The organism is Parcubacteria group bacterium (assembly GCA_041657845.1).
Lineage (GTDB): Bacteria > Patescibacteriota > Minisyncoccia > Moranbacterales > JAKLHP01 > JAKLHP01.
Genome location: JBBABD010000003.1, coordinates 1 through 21,465, shown reverse-complemented (window position 1 = coordinate 21,465; position 21,465 = coordinate 1). Strand labels below are relative to the sequence as shown.

Sequence of the window (21,465 nt, the reverse complement as noted above, 5' to 3'; positions counted from 1 at the left end):
AGGTTACCATGAGAAGACTTTTTATAGCAGTGCTGTTCGTGGCAGTTGCACTTGCGTCTATGACGCAGGTGTCCGCTGAGGAGCTGGTTCCACTAGCTCCGACTGCAACTGTAGTAGTCAAAGGAGAGCCGGTTCCACCGGCTCCGGTCACCGAGGATGGAATCGCGACAAAAGTATTCAACAAGGTATCCGGACTTTTAAAAAGCAAGGATACCGAAACAGCCAAGGCCTTTAAGGAAGCCCTTAAAAAAAGGGAAGACGAAACGGCTGAAGCTTACAAGAAAGCCTTCGGGAAGAAGGACACCGAGACGGCTACGGCTCTTAGGGAATCCCTTGCAAAAAAGGACACCGAAACAGCCAAATCCATCACGGATTTCGGTAATAAGGCGATAAGGGAAAGTAACAGTAATACTTACCTGCTCATCGCTTTGTTTGTCATCGGCTTAGGTAGTCTCGGCGCCCTGGTATATTTTAGAACAGGACGGATTGAGAAGAAGGTTGACAACGTGCCCAAAGACACAGCCGAAGAGATATATGGCTTCGACCCTCGCCCCTTCAATTTTGTGGTCAAAGCAAACGGGGTGAATCATCGTGTTATATGCTCCTGCGCAGACGAGGAGAAGGAGACATATAACACTTTCCAGATCGATTCAATGCCTGACGGCCCAGATTATCCTGAATCATTCGTGAGGCAGGCCGAGCCCAAGAAGGCATTGGCAAAGAGATACGTAAAGGGGACAATGAAGAAGTTTTTCGAGGATAAGCTCAAAGGCACTCCTCAGGAAACGCTCATTGTTTTTCTCAAGGATGCAACAGAGAAGCTGAACTACACGTAAAACTGGACGGAGAGTCCCGAGTCATTCGATTGACTTGGGACTCTCAAGAACTAATGTCACCACGCTATGCGAGTGACATACCAGATCTCTCAATGAGAGTTCCGGTACTATACTTCAGACTTTCTATGAAAGTCGAAGATATGCTATTCCGAAACGCTATGCGATCGGAGAGTATTTGTAGCTAGTTCAAAGCTTAGTAAACAGAAATAAATGTTCCTTAACTTCGAAAACAAATCCTCTGAATCTAGAGGATGGCAATATATAAGGATGCTTCACGAGTTCGTAGGCATCCTTTTTCCATACCCAAAAACATACTAAACCCCCAAAGTTTGACAAAAATTACCATTTATGCTAATATTTCAGGTCAATTTAATCCGTCTCCGTTAAAGCTCTGGCGGACAAGCAAGAAATAATTAGATTTTTTAGTCGGTATTATTATATATGCAAGGATTTTTTAATGAAAAAAATGAAGCATTGGTTAGGGAGTTTAATGACTATTCTTTCGGCTTTGATTGGAAAGACCTTTTCTACAAAACGAGCATAATTTTGTCCGGCGTGGTTTTCATATTCTTCATAATTATTCTTAAATCAAAAACGACTTCAGATTTTTTTATTGATCCCACCTTGTTTTCCTACGCTATTTTTGTGACAACTTTTGAAATTTCCAGAATCATTTCGGCGATGCTGTATAAAAGCTCCTTTAAAAGTTTGCTGGAGGAAAATGCTTTTTCCGATGAACTCTACCCGGAAGACTATGAACCGACAGTGGCTTTTGTCATACCTTGCAAAAACGAAGAAAAAGACATCGCCAATTCAATTATCAAGTGTTATGAAGTGGATTATCCCAAAGAGAAAATAGAAGTGATTGTAGTTAATGACGGAAGCACTGATGGAACTATCCACATTCTCAATGAATTAAAAAAGCATTATCCCAGCATAAAAATAATTGACTGGCCGAATCAGGGAAAAAGATGGGGAATGGCAGCCGGTTTTAGGGTTTCTTCATCAGAAATTATTATTCAGCTCGATAGCGATAGTTACATTGATCCCAAAACTTTTAGAAAGCTTCTTGCTCCTTTTCGAAATCCGGAAGTGGGAGTTGTTTGCGCTAACGGAGAACCGAAAAACGCCGACAAAAATATTATTACCCGGATGCAAACCGCTTATTATTTTATGTCTTTTCGAATTCTGAAAGCGGCGGAATCTACTTTTAATACCATTTTTTGCGCCAGCGGATGCTGCAGCGCTTATCGAAAAAGCGCCGTGATGCCGATTTTATATAAATGGCTTTCAGAAACCTTTTTGGGACGTCCGGCAACTTGGGGAGACGACCGAGCGCTCACCAGCTGGATCTTGAAGGAAGGATGGAAAACGATTTATGCGGACAAAGCCAAAGTCTATACTATCGTTCCTGAAAACTGGAAGCAATTATTCACTCAGCAACTCCGCTGGAAAAAATCCTGGATAGTCAATTCGATTTTCACCAGCAAATTTATTTGGAAAAAACAGCCATTTGTTTCATTTTTCTATTATTTTCCACTGGTTCTGATATCCTTTCTCACGCCGATTATGACTTTCCGCGCATTGATTTATGCTCCTTTTACCAAGGGAGTGATGCCTTTTTATCACATCTTGGGAGTTCTTTTGGTAACCGCTTTGATGGTGATCTATTATCGCTACATTGATCAGAAAAATAAATATTGGCCCTATCTTTTTCTCTGGTCAATGTTTAATTTGTTCTGCCTCTCATTTGTAATTGTTTGGGCGGCAGTTAGGATTCAGGACAGGGGATGGGGAACGCGATAGCATATGTCATTCCTGCGAAAGCAGGAATCTACACTTCCGTAAATCGATAGCGTAGATTCCGCATCAAGTGCGGAATGACATAGAAAAGTTTATGCATAACAAAAAACTGAAAAAAATAAAATTTACTATTACCATTTTTGTCGCAATGGCGGTTTTGGCTATGGTTGGCGGAATCTTGATATTTAAGAATAATTATTACTTAAGCCAAGAATTTCTACTGATGCAAGGGAATTTTGTTAAGGCTAAATGGGAATATGCTTCTTATGCCGGAGGATATAAAAATTTGTTTACGGGAAAATTGAAAGAGAAAAATACTGAAGACAAGCAAGAAGATGCCCAGTCTGTTCCCGTTCTTCTTTATCACGGAATTATCGAAGACCCAAACTGGAAGCCGGACGGAGTAAACATTTCTCTTGAAGAATTCAAAAAACAGATGTTCACTCTAAAAAAGGCGGGTTATCAAACAATCACACTGGAAGATTTCTATTCATTTATGCAGGAAGAGAAAAAACTTCCCAAGAAATCGTTGCTTATCACTTTTGACGATGGACGATCAGACAGTTTTTATCCCTCGGATCCGATTTTTCACGCGCTTGATTATAATGCTGTGATGTTTGTGATTACCGGGCGATCGCTTGGAAAAGGAAACGAAAAAAGCGTCTTTCATCTTTCAAAAACAGAACTTCAAGGAATGAAAGCAACCGGGCGATGGGAATTCGGATCTCATACTCAAAACGGCCATAATACTGAAAAAATAGACGAGAATGGAAATCAAGGACATTTTATGAGCGATAAGTTGTGGCTTGATGCGCAAAATCGCCTTGAAACGGATGAGGAATATACGCTGAGAATCAAAAAAGATTTGGCAGCCTCAAAGGAGGATTTAAAAAATAATCTGGGAATTTCTGCGCTGGCTTTCGCTTATCCTTTTGGAGATTACGGACACAATACCCAAAATAATCCTACCTCGGAAGAAATAATCAAAAATAACGTAAGCGATATTTTTCCTCTTTCTTTTCGGCAGTCCGGAGCCAGTGAATTTCCCGCAAATTATGCCGGAAAAGATTTCAAGCTTGTCAAAAGAATTAATATGGACTCTGATATTTCCGCCAGTAAGCTCCTTTTTATTTTAGAAGGAAACGAAAAAAAGACATTTCCCTATGCAGATTCTTTTTCCGAAGATCGCGGATGGATTACGGGATGGGGAAAATCAAGCCTGGAAAACGGATTGCTTCTTACCGGCGCTTCTGAATCTGAAGATAGCAGCCTTACATTTCTTGGCGGAACATTCCTGTGGAGAGATTATTCGATAAGCGCCAATGCCAAATTTATTAAGGGAAATTCGTTTTCGGTTATTGGAAGATATATAAGCGGAAACAACTACGTTTCTTGCGACTTTTCAAATTTCGGGGTTTCCCTAACAGAAAGAGTTAAAGGAGAAGAAAGAATAATTTCCGAATCAGCAAAACCCCTTGCTCTCATTTCCGGAACAGATCTTTCCGTGGGAATGTCAACGAAGGGCGACCAGGCATCTTGCCTTATTGAAGGAAAGGCGCTTGTTTCCGGAAAACTTTCTTCGGATTTAAGCCATGGAGGAATTGGATTTAAAACCTGGGACAATTCCATAAATAACAGCAGTATTCTGATATCTAATTTAGATGTAAAATAAAAAATATGGATTTCGAAATAAGAAAATATTGGAGAATAATCGCTATCGCAGCCGGCATTGCGCTGGTTTTTGCGATTATCGCTTTTGCTATCAACCTAAGGAATAGAAAAGTTAATTTAAGCAAAAATATTCTGGAAGAAACCGGGAAAATAAAAGAAAGCAAAAGTGCCGACTGGTGGCTGAATTCCGGCGGAATAATGGATGTCGGAGACAATGATAATATATTTTCCACTAATATCGGAAACCTTCCAAAAAATTCGAAATGGCAGAAACTTTATGCGAAAAACAATCCGACAGACACCGATGGAGGATATAAGCCGCAGAATATTTTCCGGCTGGTGAATAGAAACAAATATCAGGATTTTTCCCAGTCTTTCTATTTCTATATAAATAAAATCAATTTAAGCGACAGCAAAAATAGAAATGAATCCAACGGCATTTTGCTTTTTAACCGCTATCAAGACGGGGATAATCTCTATTATGCCGGCCTTCGAGTAGACGGATATTTTGTCGTCAAGAAAAAAATAGACGAGAAATATTACACAATGGATGAAAAATCTTTTTTGACAAGCGGAAAAAAATATAGCAGGAACAGCAATGCTAATTTTATACCTGTCAAAACTTGGATTGGAATAAAAAGCGAAGTGAAAAATACAGATGACGAAACTGTGGAAATAAAATTATATGTCGACTGGGAGCAAAAAGGCGATTGGCAATTGGTTTTGGAAACGACCGATTCCGGAGATGCCTATGGAGACAATCCTTTCCTCGATGAAGGTTATGCCGGAATCCGGACTGATTTTATGGATGTGGAATTCAAAAATTACAATGCTCAAGAGTTATGATTTGTGGCTAGAAGTAGCAAAAAGGGAAGCTTAATCCTTTTCCTTTCCAAATTTTTTATTAAAAAACCTTTAAAAAAGGCTTTTTTTATACCCAAAAGCTATTGACAAAACTTTCAAGTAGAAGTATAATCAAAGGTCATAAAATAAGATACGTATAAGCCCATGAAAGCCATTTTTAGCTCAAAATCATATTGGATTATTTCCATTCTTGCCACCGCTATTATTTTTGCGGCGATGTTTCATATTGGCGATGTTTACAAATCTGAAACGGATATTTTGCTCTCATCTGAAAATCCCCAAATCGAAAAAAATATTTCCCAGACAATCGAAAATGTAATACAAATTTCAAAGACTTTAGTTTTTTATAATAACATATTGAAATTCAATCCGGAGATAAAAGACCAGTCTGCCGGCTTATCCGATTACGATAGAAAAAATTATTGGAATTCTGTCGTTCAGCCAAAAAGACTGGCTAATAGCAATGCCATCAGATTAAGCGTCACAGGAAAAAACCAATCTGAAACAGAAGAATTATTGAGAGCTTCGTCTTCTGAATTATCCTGGGAAATAAAAAAATATTATGACGGCGATAACAGTATCTCCGCAAAAATTATTGACGGACCAATCACCGGCCAAAGCAAAAAATATAACTACGGGATTCTTTTGGCAGTAAGTTTTATTGTCGCTTTTTTCTCTGTTTATTTTTCCTACTTTATTTCAGATCTGTTTGGAGGAAAAAAGGCGGGAAAAAAAATACTCAAGTTATCGAAAAAACAAGAAAGATCTTCAAATAAGTTAAACCCGGAAAAAGCAAAAGAAAAACTAAACGAACTGCTGGAAGGCAGAATATAATTGACAAAAAGCATCCTTATTGGTACTGTAATATGTTGCGTTAATACAAGCAGACACATCATGAAGATAGCATTTATCGGACAAAAGGGAATACCGGCTGTTTCCGGAGGCCTCGAAAAACACGTTGAGGAATTGGCAATAAAACTCGCCGAAATGGGGCATAGTGTTTTTGTTTATGTCCGCAATAATTATACCGTAAAAGAACTAAAAAAATACGAGAGCGTGAATCTTGTTCATATTCCGAGTATCAGCTATTCTTTCTTGGCCACCATCCACACGCTTTTTAAAAGATATGATATTATTCATTACCAATCAATCGGATCAGCTTCACTGTGTTTCATTCCAAAATTTCTGAAAAGAAAAACGACTATTATTTCGACTTTTCACTATCGAAATTACATTGACAAAAAATGGGGAAGACTGGCTAAAAAATATTTAAAATTTGGAGAAAAAATAACTTGCACTATTCCGGATGCGACAATTGTCCTCAAGAAATCCCTAAGAAGCTATGTTTTTAACAAATATAAAACTAAAGCGCTCTATATTCCGGATGGCGCAGAAATTAAATATAATCCTTGCGCGAAAGTTCTTGAAAGATGGAACCTCAAAGAGAAAAAATATATTCTCTCGGCAACCGGGATTTCCGGAGAAAGAGGAGCAAACTATCTCATTGAAGCTTTCAAAAAATTGGAAGGAACCAACAAGCTTCCCAACAATTTCAAATTGGTTGTCATAGAAGACGCTCTTTTGGAAAACGAAAGCAAAAATAATATCAGAAATTCAGCTAATGGAACGGAAAATATAATCCTTACCGGAAACCACAGCCGATCAAGTCTCCAGCAGCTTTTTTCCCACGCTTATCTTTTCGTCCAGCCGTTCAAACCGAAAAATTCTTCTTCATACCTATTGGAAGCAATGAGCTATGGATTAGCTCCACTGGTAAGCGATGACCAGGAAAATTTGGAAACTATCGGAAAATCAGGAATTTCATTTCATTCAAGAAGCGAGGAGGATCTCGAAGAAAAGCTGGCTTATCTTCTCAATAAGCCGGAAGAAGTCGAAAGAATTGGTAAAAATGCCCGAGAAAGAATAAAAAAAGAATATAGTTGGAATGAAATATCCAGAAAAATTTTGAGAATATATGAATTAAACCAAAAAATGCCAAATAAATTGCTGCCCAGAAAGATTCAGGCAGAAAACAAATCTTATGTTTAATTTCAAGTCCGGAAAAAATAATTTCAAAAAAGCTAATTATCAAATTAGCGCTTTTGGCGTGATTTTTTTCGCTCTGATTTTCTCCGGAATTGCTTTCTTTCTTCTGTCTAATTTTGCCGGAAAATACCGCTCGGAGATTTCCATAATTTTCATTCCCAAGAGCGAAAAGGCCGCTTTGGATTCCGAACACATAATTGAAAACTTGAAAATTTTACCGACAAAATTATCCTTCTATAACAAGCTTGTAAGAGATAACGGGAATATAACGGATAAATATGCCGGACTTTCCGATGATAAAAGAACAAAGCTTTGGAATGAGACTATCAAAGTAAAAAGAGAAGGGAAAAGCTCAATAATCAAAATTTCCGCCAAAGGAAATGATGCGAAAGAGGCGGAAACTGTTTCCAAGGCAACTGTTTCCACGCTTTTAAATGTCGCCAGCTTTTATTATGACATCAAGAATGATGCTGACATTAGAATAGTCGACGCTTTGACCGTTAAAACTTCTTCGGGAAATTTGTTTGCATTGGCTATTTTAAGCTTAACAATCGGAACGGCAATTTCTTTGATTATTAGCCTAATTTTTTCAACTATTTTCCGCTATTTCTTGAGAAAAAAAACAATATCTGAAATTAGTTTCGAAAAATCCGTTTTCGAGAAAAAATATGAGCCTAAGCCTGAATATGAAATCAAGAAAAAAGAAACCATAATAATTGAAAAAAAACCGGAAAAGGATGAGATAAAAAAACCTGCGGTTCAAATCCCGACAAAAAAATCTTCCGCTCCGGAAAACCTGCCTTTCATAGACGAAGATTATTTCAGAAATAACATAATCAAAGGAGCAATAACCGAAAAAACAAAAGAAATAAAAGAGCCGGTAAAAGAAACACCAGTAGAAGCTTCTATAGAAGCCTCTACCGAAAAACTCGCCGAACCTATCGATTTCCACCGCGAACCGACCAAAGAAGAACTCAAGAAAAGACTGAACCAGCTTTTGAGAGGGGAATTATAAATTTTGCCTTTTTAGCCAAATTATAATATCATTACTGTATATAAGTAATGATATTTTTTTATTATGATCAAAAATATAACAATCAAAAAATTAGAAAAATACGATGACGAGCGAGGCTGGCTGGCGGAAATTTATCGAAACGATGAACTGAATTATCAGCCGGTAATGGGATATGTCAGCGCCACCAAAAATGGCGTCATTCGCGGACCGCACGAGCATAAATTCCAATCAGATTGCTTTGTTTTTGTGGGTCCGGGAAATTTTGAGTTGCATTTGTGGGATAATCGCGAAGGAAGTGAAACTAAAGGAGAATATTTGAAAATAGAGGTTGGAGAAAATAATCCGACCATGGTAATTGTGCCGCCTGGGGTCGTCCATGGCTACCAATGCGTATCAGAAGCAGATGCTTTCTGCATCAACCTGCCGGATAAATTGTACAAAGGAGAAAAAAAGAAAGAAGAAGTGGATGAAATCAGATGGGAAAAAGATGAAAATTCACCATTTAAGATATGAGATTTGAGATAGAGATTTGAGAAAATTTATTTTAGCCTAATTCTCAACATGTACAAATTTGAAAGATTAGAAGTTTACAAAAAGTCGTTAATCTTTGTTAAAGATATTTTTATTTTGACTGATAAAATTCCTAGTCATTTAAAATTTTCTTTGATAAGTCAAATAATTAGAGCAGCTATTTCAATTACAGCTAACATCGCAGAAGGAAGCGGAAGATTGAGCAACAGAGAATCTAGAAATTTTTACAATATCGCAAAAGGATCAATTTATGAAGTAATCGGTTTGCTAGATATCGCATTGATGCAAAAATATATATCCAACGAAGATTATAAAAAATTATATTCAATGAGCGAAGAAATATCAAAAATGCTAAGTGGCTTAATAAAATATAACGAACAATAATATGGAAAATCCTCAGCTCTCAACTCTCAACTCTCAACTCTCAATCCTAGTCACCGGTGGAGCTGGATTTATCGGTTCCAATTTTATCCATTACATTCTTAAAAAATATCCGGATTACCAAATCGTTAATCTGGACGCTTTGACCTATGCCGGAAATTTAGAAAACTTGAAAGATGTGGAAAATGATTCGAGGTATAAATTTGTCAAAGGAGATATTGGGGATCTGGAAAATAACAAAAAGCTGCTTAAAGATGAAAAAATTGATGTAATAGTCAATTTTGCCGCTGAATCTCATAATGGACGAGCTATGGTTGAACCTGATATTTTTGTCAAAACAAACGTACTTGGAACTCAAATGCTTCTGGAAGCTGCAAAGGAAGCGGGAATTAAAAGATTCCATCACATTTCAACTTGTGAAGTTTTTGGGGACTTGGATCTGGATGAGAATAGAGCATTCAAGGAAGATGACCCATATTTGCCAAAAACACCGTATAATTCATCAAAAGCAGGAGCTAATCACGAGGTGATGGCGTATTTTCACACATTCAAGCTACCTGTGACAATTAGTCATTGTTCAAATAATTTTGGTCCCTACCAATTTCCGGAAAAAGTCATTCCTAGATTTATTACAAACTTAATCGACAATAAAGAAATTCCGTTATTCAGGAGTAGCCAAAATAAGAGAGAATGGCTCCATACGGATGATCATTGTCGAGCTATTGATTTAATAATTCACAAAGGGAAAGTGGGGGAAGCATATAATATTGGAAGCGGAATGGAAAAAAGCGTTGAAGAAATAGCCGAAGCTGTATTAAAAAGACTCGATAAGCCAGAAACTCTAAAAACTTATATCGAAGATAGACCAGGACACGACAGGAGGTATTTGCTTGATACTGATAAAATAAAAAAGGAACTTGGATGGGAACCAGAAATTAATTTTGAAAAAGGAATGGACGAAATAGTCAAATGGTATAAAGATAATGAAAAGTGGTGGCGACCGCTTCTCGGGAAAGGATTCGTAGAAAATTACGAAAAAATTAAGAAATAAGATTATCAGAAATATTACGAACAGAACTATTCAAATAGATAATGACTATTCAGTATACTAGTATACTGAATAAAAAATATTATGCTTGAAAAGAAAATTTTATTGGGACTGACGACGACCCCAGGATCAGATTGGAGAAATAAAATAGAAGAAATAAAAAAATTTAATATTCGGGAGGTAGCTTTATTTTTAGGTCCGCTAAAAAAAGACAAGCGAAAGACAATTTACAGAGAATTAGAAAAGATTCAGATATCAATTCCGCATGTTCATGCCAGAACCGATATGGACACAGAAGAATTTGATTATTTGGCGGAAAAATACGGAACAAAAGTTTTTAACATCCATTCGCTCAAGGAATTTCCGCTTATTGAAAATATAGATTTTTCCAAATATTACAAAAAAATTTACATAGAAAATGTTCATTTTATCCCGGATGAAAAAGAAATAGAAATGTTTGGCGGTTTATGTATTGATTTTTCTCATTGGGAAAATGGAAAACTGACAAATTGGGATGGATACGAAAATTTTGAAGAATTAGCCAAAAAATATCCAATAGGTTGTTGCCATATTTCCGCAATAACAGACAGCTTAGTAAAATGGCCAGAATGGAGCACCTATGATTCGCATAATTTTAAAAAAATAAAAGAATTTGATTATATAAAAAAATACCTGAAATATCTCCCGGACATCATCAGCATCGAGCTGGAAAATTCTTTTGAGGAGCAATTGAAAGTCAAAGAATATTTGGAAAAAATTATAAATTCTTAGTTTTCATGTCATTCCGCACTTGATGCGGAATCTACGCTAGCGATTTTTCGGAAGTGTAGATTCCTGCTTTCGCAGGAATGACATATGCGGACAGTTATGAAAAAAATACTTATCATCGGTGCTAAAGGAATGTTGGGACAGGAATTAGTTTCTATTTTTAAAGATGATAAAAATTACAAAGTCATCGCTTGGGACAAGGAAGATTTGGATATTACCAATGAAGTCGCAGTTAACAAAAAAATCAAAGTAATCAATCCGGAAATTATCATTAACTCCGCCGCCTATAACGCAGTCGATAAATGCGAGAAAAGCAAAAAGGAATTTGAACTAGCCAAAAAAATAAACGGACTGGCTCCCGGATATCTGGCTAAAATCGCCAAAAAACTGAAAGCGACTTTAATTCATTATTCAACAGATTATGTTTTTAGCGGAAAAGATCCGGAAATCGAAGAGCCGGCGGGTTGCACGCATTCTTGCGGAAATTGCGGATTGCACAAATCCGCCAGCCGGCGGATTGCTCCTCAAATCGGTTATTTCGAAAACTCCAAACCAAAACCAATAAACCAATACGGAAAAACGAAATTAATGGGCGAAAAAGAGGTTCAAGAGAATACCAAAAATTATTATATTATCCGTCCTTCAAAAATATTCGGCAAACCGGCTCAGGCCGAAGGAGCCAAAAGAAGTTTTTTTGACGTGATGCTGGAACTCGGTAAAAAAAATAACGAGGTCAGAGTCGTTGATGGAGAAATGAGCTGTTTCACTTATGCACCGGATTTAGCCCGTAAAACCAAAGAAATATTGGAATCCAAAAAACCTTTTGGAATTTATCACGTCACTAATTCCGGAGCTTGCACTTGGCACGAAGCCGCGTTAGAATTATACCAGCAGAAAAAACTCAAAACCAAGGTTATTCCGATAGATTCTTCCGACCTCAAAAGGCCAGCCAAAAGGCCGGAAATTTCAGCTTTAATTAATACAAAACTGAATCCGCTTCGAAACTGGCAAGAAGCGTTGAGGGAATATTTGAAAAAATAAAAATGAAAAGTTTTTCTAAAATTTTTTCTGTTGCATTAATTGGCTTTAACGCGACGGTTATTTCACTGATAGGCGGTCCTGCACTAGCAATTATTTTAGCAATAACATTAAACCCCGGCTTGTCAGTTTCAAGTTTAATTAATTTTTTAAAATCCAGCAGCATAGTAGGCGCGCCTCTTTTTTCGCTTATATTCTCAATTTATTGCTACAGAAGAGAACGATACAAGATTTCCATATTTATCGGAATTATAATTTTCATAACCATAACAATTTTATTTGCTATAAATTATATCGATTATGCATCAATCATAGCAGGATAAAAAAATAATGGTTAAAATAATTAATAGTTTTATATCTTAATATGAAAGGAATAATTTTAGCAGGAGGAACAGCCACCAGGCTTTTTCCTCTGACCGCTACCACATCAAAACAGCTTTTGCCGGTCTATGACAAGCAGATGATTTTCTATCCGCTCAATACCTTGATTAAGGCCGGAATAAAAGAAATCCTGATAATCGTTGCTCCGGAGCACAGCGGACAGTTTCTAAATCTCCTCGGGTCTATTTTCAAAAATCACGGAATAAGTATCTTCTTTGAAGTCCAAAAAACTCCGAGAGGTTTGGCCGATGCATTTATTGTCGGAGAGAATTTTATCGATAATGACAATGTCACAATGGTGCTGGGAGATAATATTTTTGAGGATGATTTGAGCGATTCAATAAAGAATTTTAAATCCGGAGGACAGGTTTTTGCCAAGCAAGTTTCAGACCCGGAAAGATTCGGCGTAGTAAAGTTTGATGAAAGAGGAAAAGCCATCAAGGTCAAAGAAAAACCGAAAGAATTTGTGAGTGATTGGGCGCTAACCGGATTATATGTCTATGATAAGCGCGTCGTGGAAATCGCCAAGAATCTGGCGCCATCAGGCAGAGGAGAAATAGAAATCACGGACATAAACAGAAAATATTTGGAAATGGGGGAGCTGATGGTAGAAAAAATAAAAGGGGAATGGATGGACGCCGGGACATTCGATTCGCTCCTGGAAGCCGGAAATATCGTCAAGGAAAAAGAAATATACAAAAAATTCGATCCGCTCATTGAAACCGCCATCGCGCAGTTTAATGAGGAACTCAAGAATATCGCTAAGAAAAAATTATTATAGTCCTACAAATTTACAAATCAAATACAAATACTACAAATTTAAAAAAACTATTTGTAGATTTGTAGATTATTTGTAGATTTGTAGCAAATTTTATGAAGATTAAAAAAGCAATTATTGCCGTAGCCGGATCAGGGACAAGGCTTCTCCCGGCCACAAAATCAATGCCCAAAGAAATGCTTCCGATTGTCGATAAGCCAATTATCCAATTAGTAATTGAGGAAATGGTAGAAGCTGGGATTGAAGACATTATCTTTGTCACCAGATGGGACAAAAAACCGCTTGAGGATCATTTCGATCATAGCTCCGCTCTTGAAGCTGATTTGGAAAAAAATGGAAAAAAAGAGCTTTCGGAAATGGTAAGAAATCTTGCGGAAATGGCAAATTTTGTTTATGTTCGCCAAAAAGGACCATACGGAAATGCGACTCCAATTCTTTCCGCAGCCAGTCTTGTGGATGATGAACCTTTTGTTTTTGCCTGGGGAGACGATTTGGTTAAATCAAAAGTTTCTTTTACCAAACAAATGGTTGATGAATATGAAAAAAATGAAAATTTGATGATTGGAGTCCAGGAAGTGCCCCTTTCAGAAGTTCATCGATACGGAATTGTAAAATTAAAAGAGGGAACCAATGAAATAAAAGACATCATCGAAAAGCCATCCATTGAAGATACTCCTTCTCAGTTGGCTGACTTTGGAAGAATGATTTTAGACCAGAAATTTGTCAACATTTTGAAGAAAACTGAATTGGGAAAGGGGAATGAATTGTGGGTGACTGATGCCATAAGAACTTATGTAAAAGAAGGAGGAATATTTTTAGCAAAGAAAGTTGAAGATGGGGAATGGCTCACAACCGGAGATCCGCTGAATTATATGAAAGCAACGTTGCAATACGCGTTTGAAAGAAAAGATATCGGAAAAGATTTAAAAGAATACGCCAAGAAACTTCTCTGCAAAAAATAGAGCGGGATAAATAAAAAAATTTATCAGTTATTTTCATTGGCTTATGTACTGGATTTATCTTATAATTTTTGTTTCCGCAATACTTGTTCCGGATATTATTCCCTGCGAATCAAAAGTGTTTTTTCTTGGCGAGGAACAGCTGGAAGAGATTGCTATTTTCGTTCTCGGACTTATGGGTTTTCTGATTTTTCACTGGAAAGAAAGACAGTCCAATGTCCGCCTGACAGAAAAAATTAAAATCCAAAAAGAAGCGCACCAAATATCAAAAAGCTTGACGGACACATATTCATATATCGGGGAAACCAACAGAAAGCTGGATATTATGAAAACTATGTCGATGAAACTTTTGGAAATTCCGGAATTGGATCTGAAAAAAGAGAAGCAGTTTTTTGACACGCTGATGGAATCGATTTATATCTTAGGAAAATCAAAAAAGTTTATTATCCGTTTCATAAACACAGAAAGCGGAAAAACGGAAAAAGAAATAAAAAGCAAGCGAAGGATATTTTCTAAAGTTGATAATATGGAAATAATAAAAGGCCTCCGGGAGGAGCAGAGCTTCACGGAAAACGGCTATAATTTTGTTATTTCTTCTCCCAGAGAAATGAAAAAAACAATTGCTGTTATAATAATTTCTAAAAATAACCAGCAGCAAAAATTAGAAGATCCGGATATGCTAAAAGCACTGGCATCCCAATCGCTATTCATCTATACATATTTAAAATGCAGGCAAAAACAAGACATTTGATTAATTAAAATTTTTATACTATTTTATGAAGGTTATCTTAGTTGAAAACATTAAGAAATTGGGGAATAAAGGAGAAATCAAGGATGTGTCGGAAGGATATGCCAGAAATTTTCTTGTCCCCAAAAAATTGGTTGAAATCGCCACTCCCGAAGCTATTGAAAAAGTTAAACTGAATCAGAAAAAAATCCAGGAACAAGAAGAAGAATCAGAGGAAAATTTCAAAAAAATTGCTTCAGGAATTCAAGGCAAAAAGATAACGCTTAAAGCTAAGGCAGAAAAAGAAAAGCTGTTCGGCAGAGTGGGGACGAAAGAAATTGCCAATGAGCTTAAAAAACAAAATTTTAATATTAACGAAAAATCAATAATCCTCGCTGCGCCGATCAAAACGACTGGAGAAAAGGCAATAACGATAGATTTTGGAAAAAATATCAAAGCAAAAATAACGGTTTTAATTGAAAAGGCTTAGTCTATACAAAGAATCATTGTTCTGGTAGAATAATAATAAGGGGGTCGCGATATGTGTCGCGGCTCTTTATAAATAATCCGCTAATAGTTGCGAATGAAAAATACAATGTATTCGAATAAATTGTTTTAACATTCGCGACAATTTGCATTCATATGAAGAAGCAAAGAAAATATATCTTCGTCGTTGGGGGAGTAATGAGCGGAGTCGGAAAGGGGATCACCACTTCGTCAATCGGAGCAGTTCTCAAGGCCAGAGGATTCAATGTCACGGCGCTCAAAATCGATCCATACATCAATATGGACGCCGGCACAATGAATCCGACCGAACACGGAGAAGTTTTTGTGCTGGATGATGGCGACGAAACCGACCAGGATATGGGAAATTATGAAAGATTCATGGGGATAACCCTTTCCCGAGCGAATTATATGACTACCGGAAGAGTTTATGACACCGTTATCCGCAAAGAAAGAAATCTGGAATATGAAGGAAAATGCGTGGAGGTTGTCCCGCATATTCCGATGGAAGTTATTTCTCGAATCGAAAAAGCTTCTCAGAAATCCAACTCTGATATTACTCTGATTGAAATAGGCGGAACTATTGGAGAATACCAAAACATTCTTTTCCTAGAAGCAGCTAGAATGATGAAAATAAAATATCCCGAAGATGTTGTTTTTGTGATGGTCAGCTATCTCCCGATTCCTTCCAAAGTCGGAGAAATGAAAACCAAACCAACTCAATATGCCGTCCGAACGCTCAATGGTGCCGGAATCCAGCCGGATTTCATCATTGCCCGAAGCGAAACCTTCCTGGATGCCAAAAGGAAAGAAAAACTGGGAATGTTCTGCAACATTCCGGAGCGCTATGTCATTTCCGCCCCAGACATCGACAATATCTATGAAGTTTTAATTAATTTTGAAAGGGATGATTTGAGCCGGCTTATTCTCAAAAAGCTGGGATTGAAATATCAAAAAACAGATCTCAATGAATGGTATAAATTGGTAGAAAAAATAAAAAATGCCAAGGAAAAAGTTAAAATCGGAATTGTTGGAAAATATTTTGGAACCGGAGATTTTGTTTTAAGCGATTCATATATCAGCGTAATTGAAGCCTTGAAGCACGCTTGCTATCAACTTGGAGTAAAACCGGAGATTAGCTGGATAAACAGCGAGATGTTTGAAAAGGAACCGGAAAAAATCGAAACTTTGAAAGATTATGATGGGATTCTGGTTCCAGGCGGATTTGGTTCCCGAGGAATCGAAGGAAAAATTTCCGTGATAAAATATTGCCGGGAAAACAAGATTCCCTATTTCGGACTTTGCTATGGCATGCAGCTTCTGGTCGTTGAATTTGCCAGAAATGTTTTAGATCTGAAAGATGCCCATACAACTGAAATAAGCCGAGAGACAAAGAATCCGGTAATTGATATTATGCCCGAACAAAAGAAAAATTTGGAAGACAAAAACTACGGAGCCACGATGAGACTGGGGGCATATCCAGCCACAATCAAAAGAAATACTGTGGCTTTTGACGCTTATGGAAAAACTAAAATATCAGAACGCCATAGGCATCGATGGGAAGTCAATCCGGAATATATTGAAAAATTGGAAAAAGCTGGACTGGTATTTTCTGGAAAATCTCCTAACCGAAAACTGATGGAAATCGCAGAACTGCCGAAAAAAGACCATCCATTTTTCCTTGGAGTCCAGTTCCATCCCGAATTCCAATCGAATCCAATCGAATCCCATCCGTTGTTTTTGGAATTCGTAAAAGCGGGAATGAAAAAATAATTTAGACTTTTCAAAAATCGTGATAAAATAAAAGAGCGATTGGTTTCGCTCTTTTATAAAAAGTTTAAATTGTTGATTCTTGCAAAACTTTCTGCTCCAGCCTATTTTTTAAGATGGCTTCTGGTTTTGCTGTTGATAATAACTCTTCCTCCCGGTCTTCTTCTTGAACTTTTTTTCTTGCCAGGTTTGCGAGTTTTGAGGTTAACACGCAATTTTAATCCCGCTTTCTTGGCTCCGATTTTCTTGAATTTTATAATAACAGGTTTTTCAGAAGGAATAACGCTGACATAACTTCTTGATACCAGTTTTCCGGTAAAATTTCTTACTTTCTTGTTCTTAAATTTAACTGTTCCGTCTTTCATCGCAAAAAGAGTATCGTCCTCGCCGCGTTTTACGTTTTCTCCCGGATGCCATTTGGTTCCTCTTTGGCGAATAATGATATTTCCTGTTTTGACTTTTTGATCGCCAAAAATCTTGACTCCCAATCGTTTGGAAATTGAATCTCGTCCATATGAGGTAGATCCGCCAGCTTTTCTATGTGCCATATTATTGAATAATAGTTATTAATTTAACAAAAGTAATTATAACAAAAACCAACATTATGTCAACCGAAAAACCCAAAAATAAGCGTTTTTTGAAAATTAAGGAATTTTGGCTTAAATATGAGCAAAAAATAGTATTGATTTTTGGCTTGATTTTAGTAGCCGCAATTTCCTTTGAAATAGGCGTTTTGAAGGGTGAAAACTATCAAAAATCGCCCTTAATTATCGAGAAATCAACCGAATGCAATAATACCCCGGATACGGTTGAAAGCGGCCAAAAAACGCAAAATTTGACGTCTGAGAAGGCTTCCACTACAATAGGGGATGAAGCCCCGAAAAACTGCCAATTTGTGGCCAGCAAAAATTCGGATAAATATCACAAAAATACCTGCACGCTAGCCAAAAAAATAAAACCGGAAAACAAAATTTGTTTTGCGACCGAGCAAGAAGCAATAGACAAAGGATTGAAAAGAGCCGGATGTTGCTTTAAATGATACCATGCGTCATCTTGAGCGAAGTGTCGCCGCGACACTGAGTCGAAAGATCTAATTAGATTCCTCGATTTCGCTTCGCTACGCTCGGAATGACAAATATATTATGGCTAATTGTATTTTCTGCAAAATTATCAAAGGAGAAATTCCATCGGTAAAAATATGGGAAGATAAAAATTTTCTTGCAATTTTAGATTTGTATCCTAACACAAAAGGAATGACTCTGGTAATGCCAAAAAAACATTATGATTCTGAAGTTTTTGAAATAAATGACAAAATATATTCCGATTTTTTTCTAGCCACCAAGAAGGTGGCTAATATTTTGAAAAAAGGACTGAGGGTAAATCGAGTGGCAATGGTGATGGAAGGAATGGGCGTGAATCACGCTCACATTAAATTATATCCGCTTCACGGAGTGGGAACGAAATTCAATGCAGTTTGGGCAGGAAAAAAAGTATTTTTGAAAAAATATCCCGGATATCTCACAACTCAAATCGGTCCGCAAGCAGGCATCAAAGAACTGCAAAAAATCGCCAAACAAATTAAATCTAATAATTAATTATTTTTATAAAAACCATGGTAGCACCCAAAAAAACCATCGTGATTTCACTCGGAGGATCGCTTATTGTTCCCGATGAAATAGACACTCAATTTGTAAAAAATTTCCGAAAGTTAATTGTTAGCTACATCAAAAAAGGCTATAAATTTATTTTGATCACCGGAGGAGGAAAAACTGCGCGAAAATATATCGAGGCTTCGGTAAGAGTGGGCAACAGCACAGTTACCAATGACGACCAGGATTGGCTGGGAATCCATTCTACTCGAATGAACGCGCATTTTATGAGAACTGTTTTTCGCCAATATGCCCATCCGAGAATAAACACTAATCCGCACGATCTTGAAGATTTCTATAATTTCAAAGAATCTGTTCTGGTAGCTGCCGGATGGCGTCCGGGATTTTCCACTGATTATGATGCGGTGATTTTGGCAAAATATATGGATATCAAAAAAATCATCAATCTTTCCAATATTGACTACGTCTGCAATAAAGATCCCAAAAAATTTCCCGATGCCAAAAAAATAGAAAAAATTTCCTGGAAGGATTTTCGAAAAATAGTGGGAGACAAGTGGAATCCGGGAATGAACGCCCCCTTTGATCCCATCGCTTCCAAAATCGCCCAGGAAGAAGGAATTGAAGTAACAATTATGAACGGACGGGATCTCGCAAACTTGGAAAATTATTTTAACGGAAAAAAGTTTAAAGGAACGGTGATAAAGTAAATAAGCCCGAACAATATAATTGACCCGATTTATAAAAAAGTAGGCAAAAAAATCCGCCTATTTTTTTATTTTTTCACGCGTATTGCATCTTTCAGATGCTCAATGTGCCTTTTCTTCAAAATAAAGATTAAAATAAAATAAAAACCGACTGAGACTGTTCCGGCAATAATAAAAAATCCGACGAGAAGCGGAAGAAGGGCTGTGGAAAAAATTGAGAGGCTGAAAAAAAGCGCCTCTTTTGTCGTCTCCAGGTGTTTATACTGATAAAATCGATTAATGAGATTTGAATAATTTTCATTAAAAAGAAAACTGCCTACAACTGCCGCTACCGGCAAGACAAGAAATGTCGTCCACATATTCGTCGCCAAAACTCCAGCTGTAGCAGATAATTTATTTAGGCGAAAAATAGCAGAAAAAAACAGAGCCGAGAGGACGCCTTCACCGGGAAATATTCCCAAAAAAATCCCCAGTGCCGCGCCTCCGGCCACCTTTTGCGGAGTATCGTCGATGAGGAAAAATCGTTTTATAAATTGCTTAAGTTTATTCAGCATAATAGTATGTCATTCCTGCGAAAGCAGGAATCTACACAAACGATAATCATAAGTTTAATGTATAAATATTAGCCTAGTGAAATTCGAGAGCGTAGATTCCTGGTCAAGCCAGGAATGACAGTTCCTTGGATTTTGAATTCAGAAATTGATCATTAGAAATTATCCAGTAGCTTTCTTAACACTAAAGCTCTTCGTTTCCTTGTCTACCACTTTTGCATTTTCAATTTCTTTCTTGGCGTCAAAAGGTAAAACAGCCAGAATATTTTTAAGCGCGATGCCGTCAATTTTTAGGACATCCTCCCACTTGTCCAATGGTTCGAGAATTTCACGGATCTTTTTCTCATCGTATTTGTAAGTTTTTCGAAGCGTCCGAGCAATAATTCCATTTTCCCCAAAAACCCTTTCTACACCTTCTTGATCCATATATTTGGAGATTTGAGATTCGAGAGTTGAGAGTTGCGATTTAAGAGTTGCGATTTGAGAGTTGTTGGCGATATATTCGACAATAATTTTATTCACTTCTTCCGTATCAATTTTTCGCACTTCCTTGAATTTATGCTTCCACATCGGACAGATATTTTGGTATCCGCACCAGTCGCAAAGAGGATTGATCTGCGCCTCAAATTTTCCTTCTTCAATTTGTTTAATGACTACTAGAAATAACTCGTCAATTTTTTTGAGTTGTTCGAGGGTTCTCGTTGCCGTAAGTTTCACGCCATGCTTAAGAAAGTACAAGCTCACTTTTATCTTATCAATATTTTCAATTTCTTTGGGATATCTTTTGAGAAACGCCTGCAAATAAATCGATAGCTGCAAATCGTTATCCACTTTTTCCTGTGTCGGCATTTTTTTGGTCGTCTTGTAATCAATAATCTCATATCCTTCTTCCGTCTTGTCAATTCGGTCAATTATTCCAGAAACAATATGCTCGCCGAGTTCAATGGCAAACCGGCTTTCAAGGTCGACAATATTCGATTTGGCCGGATCATTTTTTTTGTAATAATCCTGAATCATCTGCACGCCTTGAGAAAAAGCCGAGCGTTCCTCCAATTCGTTTTCAAAAACATCGCTATTCCAATTGCGGGAAAAATAATCAAGCGCTTGCTCGAGCGTTGGAGGAAGCATTGAGGGAGTATGGATAAAATTCAGCGTTGAATGCAAAATCGTCCCAAAAACCGCCTCCTTGGATTTGGGCGTTTTTATCCTGTCAATATTCTGAAATTTGTATTTCAGCGGGCAGGTTTTGTAGGTTTCCAGAGCGGAATATGAGATACGCATAATTTAAGTATAGCAACAAATTAGCGTTTGACAAACATTATCAAATATGCTACTAATTAAGGTTGCTCATTGAGGTTTAATTAAATAATTGGGAGGCTATTTTTCTAAAATTTCCTGAATTATCTTGTATCTGCGCTCTTGCGTCAATCCTTTATGGACACGCAGGAGCGTTTTTGTTTTTCCGAAAAATCCATCTAAC

The 21,465-nt window shown here is 37.2% G+C and carries 22 protein-coding genes and 1 pseudogene; 20 read left to right on the top strand and 3 right to left on the bottom strand.

The genetic code is table 11. The annotated features are described in order from the left end of the window. Nucleotides 1–8: 8 nt before the first annotated feature. From WC906_00975 to WC906_00895, 17 genes are all read left to right on the top strand, one after another. On the top strand, nt 9–836 hold the full coding sequence (locus tag WC906_00975) for a hypothetical protein (protein MFA5776997.1): 828 nt from the start codon (nt 9–11) through the stop codon (nt 834–836). A gap of 441 nt (nt 837–1,277) precedes the next feature. Continuing rightward, nucleotides 1,278–2,642, top strand: a complete 1,365-nt coding sequence (locus WC906_00970; protein ID MFA5776996.1) for a glycosyltransferase — start codon at nt 1,278–1,280, stop codon at nt 2,640–2,642. 91 nt (nt 2,643–2,733) lie between these two features. Then, a complete protein-coding gene (locus WC906_00965) occupies nt 2,734–4,311 on the top strand; it encodes a polysaccharide deacetylase family protein (protein MFA5776995.1) in 1,578 nt (525 codons plus the stop codon). 5 nt (nt 4,312–4,316) lie between these two features. Next, nucleotides 4,317–5,156, top strand: coding sequence for a hypothetical protein (locus WC906_00960; protein ID MFA5776994.1), 840 nt, complete (start codon nt 4,317–4,319; stop codon nt 5,154–5,156). A gap of 162 nt (nt 5,157–5,318) precedes the next feature. Further along, complete coding sequence (locus WC906_00955) at nt 5,319–6,008, top strand: hypothetical protein (protein MFA5776993.1); 690 nt, start codon at nt 5,319–5,321, stop codon at nt 6,006–6,008. Nucleotides 6,009–6,068: 60 nt separating this feature from the next. Continuing rightward, a complete protein-coding gene (locus WC906_00950; protein MFA5776992.1) occupies nt 6,069–7,223 on the top strand; it encodes a glycosyltransferase family 4 protein in 1,155 nt (384 codons plus the stop codon). After that, entirely contained in the window at nt 7,216–8,235 is a 1,020-nt protein-coding gene (locus WC906_00945; protein MFA5776991.1) for a hypothetical protein, read from the top strand. The genes WC906_00950 and WC906_00945 overlap by 8 nt, the downstream gene beginning before the upstream one ends. A gap of 63 nt (nt 8,236–8,298) precedes the next feature. Continuing rightward, nucleotides 8,299–8,748 (top strand): dTDP-4-dehydrorhamnose 3,5-epimerase family protein, encoded by a 450-nt coding sequence (locus WC906_00940; protein ID MFA5776990.1) that lies wholly within the window; start codon nt 8,299–8,301, stop codon nt 8,746–8,748. 48 nt (nt 8,749–8,796) lie between these two features. Beyond that, on the top strand, nt 8,797–9,150 hold the full coding sequence (locus WC906_00935; protein MFA5776989.1) for a four helix bundle protein: 354 nt from the start codon (nt 8,797–8,799) through the stop codon (nt 9,148–9,150). A 1-nt stretch (nt 9,151) separates the two neighbouring features. Then, on the top strand, nt 9,152–10,198 hold the full coding sequence (rfbB, locus tag WC906_00930; GenBank protein MFA5776988.1) for a dTDP-glucose 4,6-dehydratase: 1,047 nt from the start codon (nt 9,152–9,154) through the stop codon (nt 10,196–10,198). Between the two features lie 81 nt (nt 10,199–10,279). After that, the gene (locus WC906_00925; GenBank protein ID MFA5776987.1) at nt 10,280–10,966 is read left to right on the top strand and encodes a hypothetical protein; all 687 of its coding nucleotides are present in this window, start codon (nt 10,280–10,282) and stop codon (nt 10,964–10,966) included. A gap of 96 nt (nt 10,967–11,062) precedes the next feature. Beyond that, on the top strand, nt 11,063–12,004 hold the full coding sequence (locus WC906_00920; protein ID MFA5776986.1) for an NAD(P)-dependent oxidoreductase: 942 nt from the start codon (nt 11,063–11,065) through the stop codon (nt 12,002–12,004). 361 nt (nt 12,005–12,365) lie between these two features. Continuing rightward, nucleotides 12,366–13,163: a sugar phosphate nucleotidyltransferase gene (locus WC906_00915; protein ID MFA5776985.1), complete on the top strand. Its 798-nt coding sequence runs from the start codon at nt 12,366–12,368 to the stop codon at nt 13,161–13,163. Between the two features lie 92 nt (nt 13,164–13,255). After that, the gene (locus WC906_00910; protein ID MFA5776984.1) at nt 13,256–14,122 is read left to right on the top strand and encodes a UTP--glucose-1-phosphate uridylyltransferase; all 867 of its coding nucleotides are present in this window, start codon (nt 13,256–13,258) and stop codon (nt 14,120–14,122) included. A gap of 43 nt (nt 14,123–14,165) precedes the next feature. Then, the gene (locus tag WC906_00905; protein ID MFA5776983.1) at nt 14,166–14,870 is read left to right on the top strand and encodes a hypothetical protein; all 705 of its coding nucleotides are present in this window, start codon (nt 14,166–14,168) and stop codon (nt 14,868–14,870) included. 25 nt (nt 14,871–14,895) lie between these two features. Continuing rightward, nucleotides 14,896–15,336, top strand: a complete 441-nt coding sequence (gene rplI, locus WC906_00900) for a 50S ribosomal protein L9 (protein ID MFA5776982.1) — start codon at nt 14,896–14,898, stop codon at nt 15,334–15,336. A 152-nt stretch (nt 15,337–15,488) separates the two neighbouring features. Next, nucleotides 15,489–17,123, top strand: coding sequence for a CTP synthase (locus WC906_00895; protein MFA5776981.1), 1,635 nt, complete (start codon nt 15,489–15,491; stop codon nt 17,121–17,123). Nucleotides 17,124–17,425: 302 nt separating this feature from the next. Here the strand turns inward: WC906_00895 and rpmA are convergent. After that, nucleotides 17,426–17,668 (bottom strand): annotated as a pseudogene (rpmA, locus tag WC906_00890) (50S ribosomal protein L27). Nucleotides 17,669–17,724: 56 nt separating this feature from the next. Here rpmA and WC906_00885 point away from each other — a divergent pair. From WC906_00885 to pyrH, 3 genes are all read left to right on the top strand, one after another. Then, nucleotides 17,725–18,159: a hypothetical protein gene (locus WC906_00885; GenBank protein MFA5776980.1), complete on the top strand. Its 435-nt coding sequence runs from the start codon at nt 17,725–17,727 to the stop codon at nt 18,157–18,159. Nucleotides 18,160–18,262: 103 nt separating this feature from the next. Beyond that, nucleotides 18,263–18,715: an HIT family protein gene (locus WC906_00880; GenBank protein MFA5776979.1), complete on the top strand. Its 453-nt coding sequence runs from the start codon at nt 18,263–18,265 to the stop codon at nt 18,713–18,715. Between the two features lie 17 nt (nt 18,716–18,732). After that, complete coding sequence (pyrH, locus tag WC906_00875; protein MFA5776978.1) at nt 18,733–19,437, top strand: UMP kinase; 705 nt, start codon at nt 18,733–18,735, stop codon at nt 19,435–19,437. Between the two features lie 65 nt (nt 19,438–19,502). Here pyrH and WC906_00870 read toward each other — a convergent pair whose 3' ends face one another. Next, nucleotides 19,503–19,988: a DUF2062 domain-containing protein gene (locus WC906_00870; protein ID MFA5776977.1), complete on the bottom strand. Its 486-nt coding sequence runs from the start codon at nt 19,986–19,988 to the stop codon at nt 19,503–19,505. Between the two features lie 159 nt (nt 19,989–20,147). Next, nucleotides 20,148–21,266 (bottom strand): PD-(D/E)XK nuclease family protein, encoded by a 1,119-nt coding sequence (locus WC906_00865; GenBank protein MFA5776976.1) that lies wholly within the window; start codon nt 21,264–21,266, stop codon nt 20,148–20,150. Nucleotides 21,267–21,465: the final 199 nt, after the last annotated feature.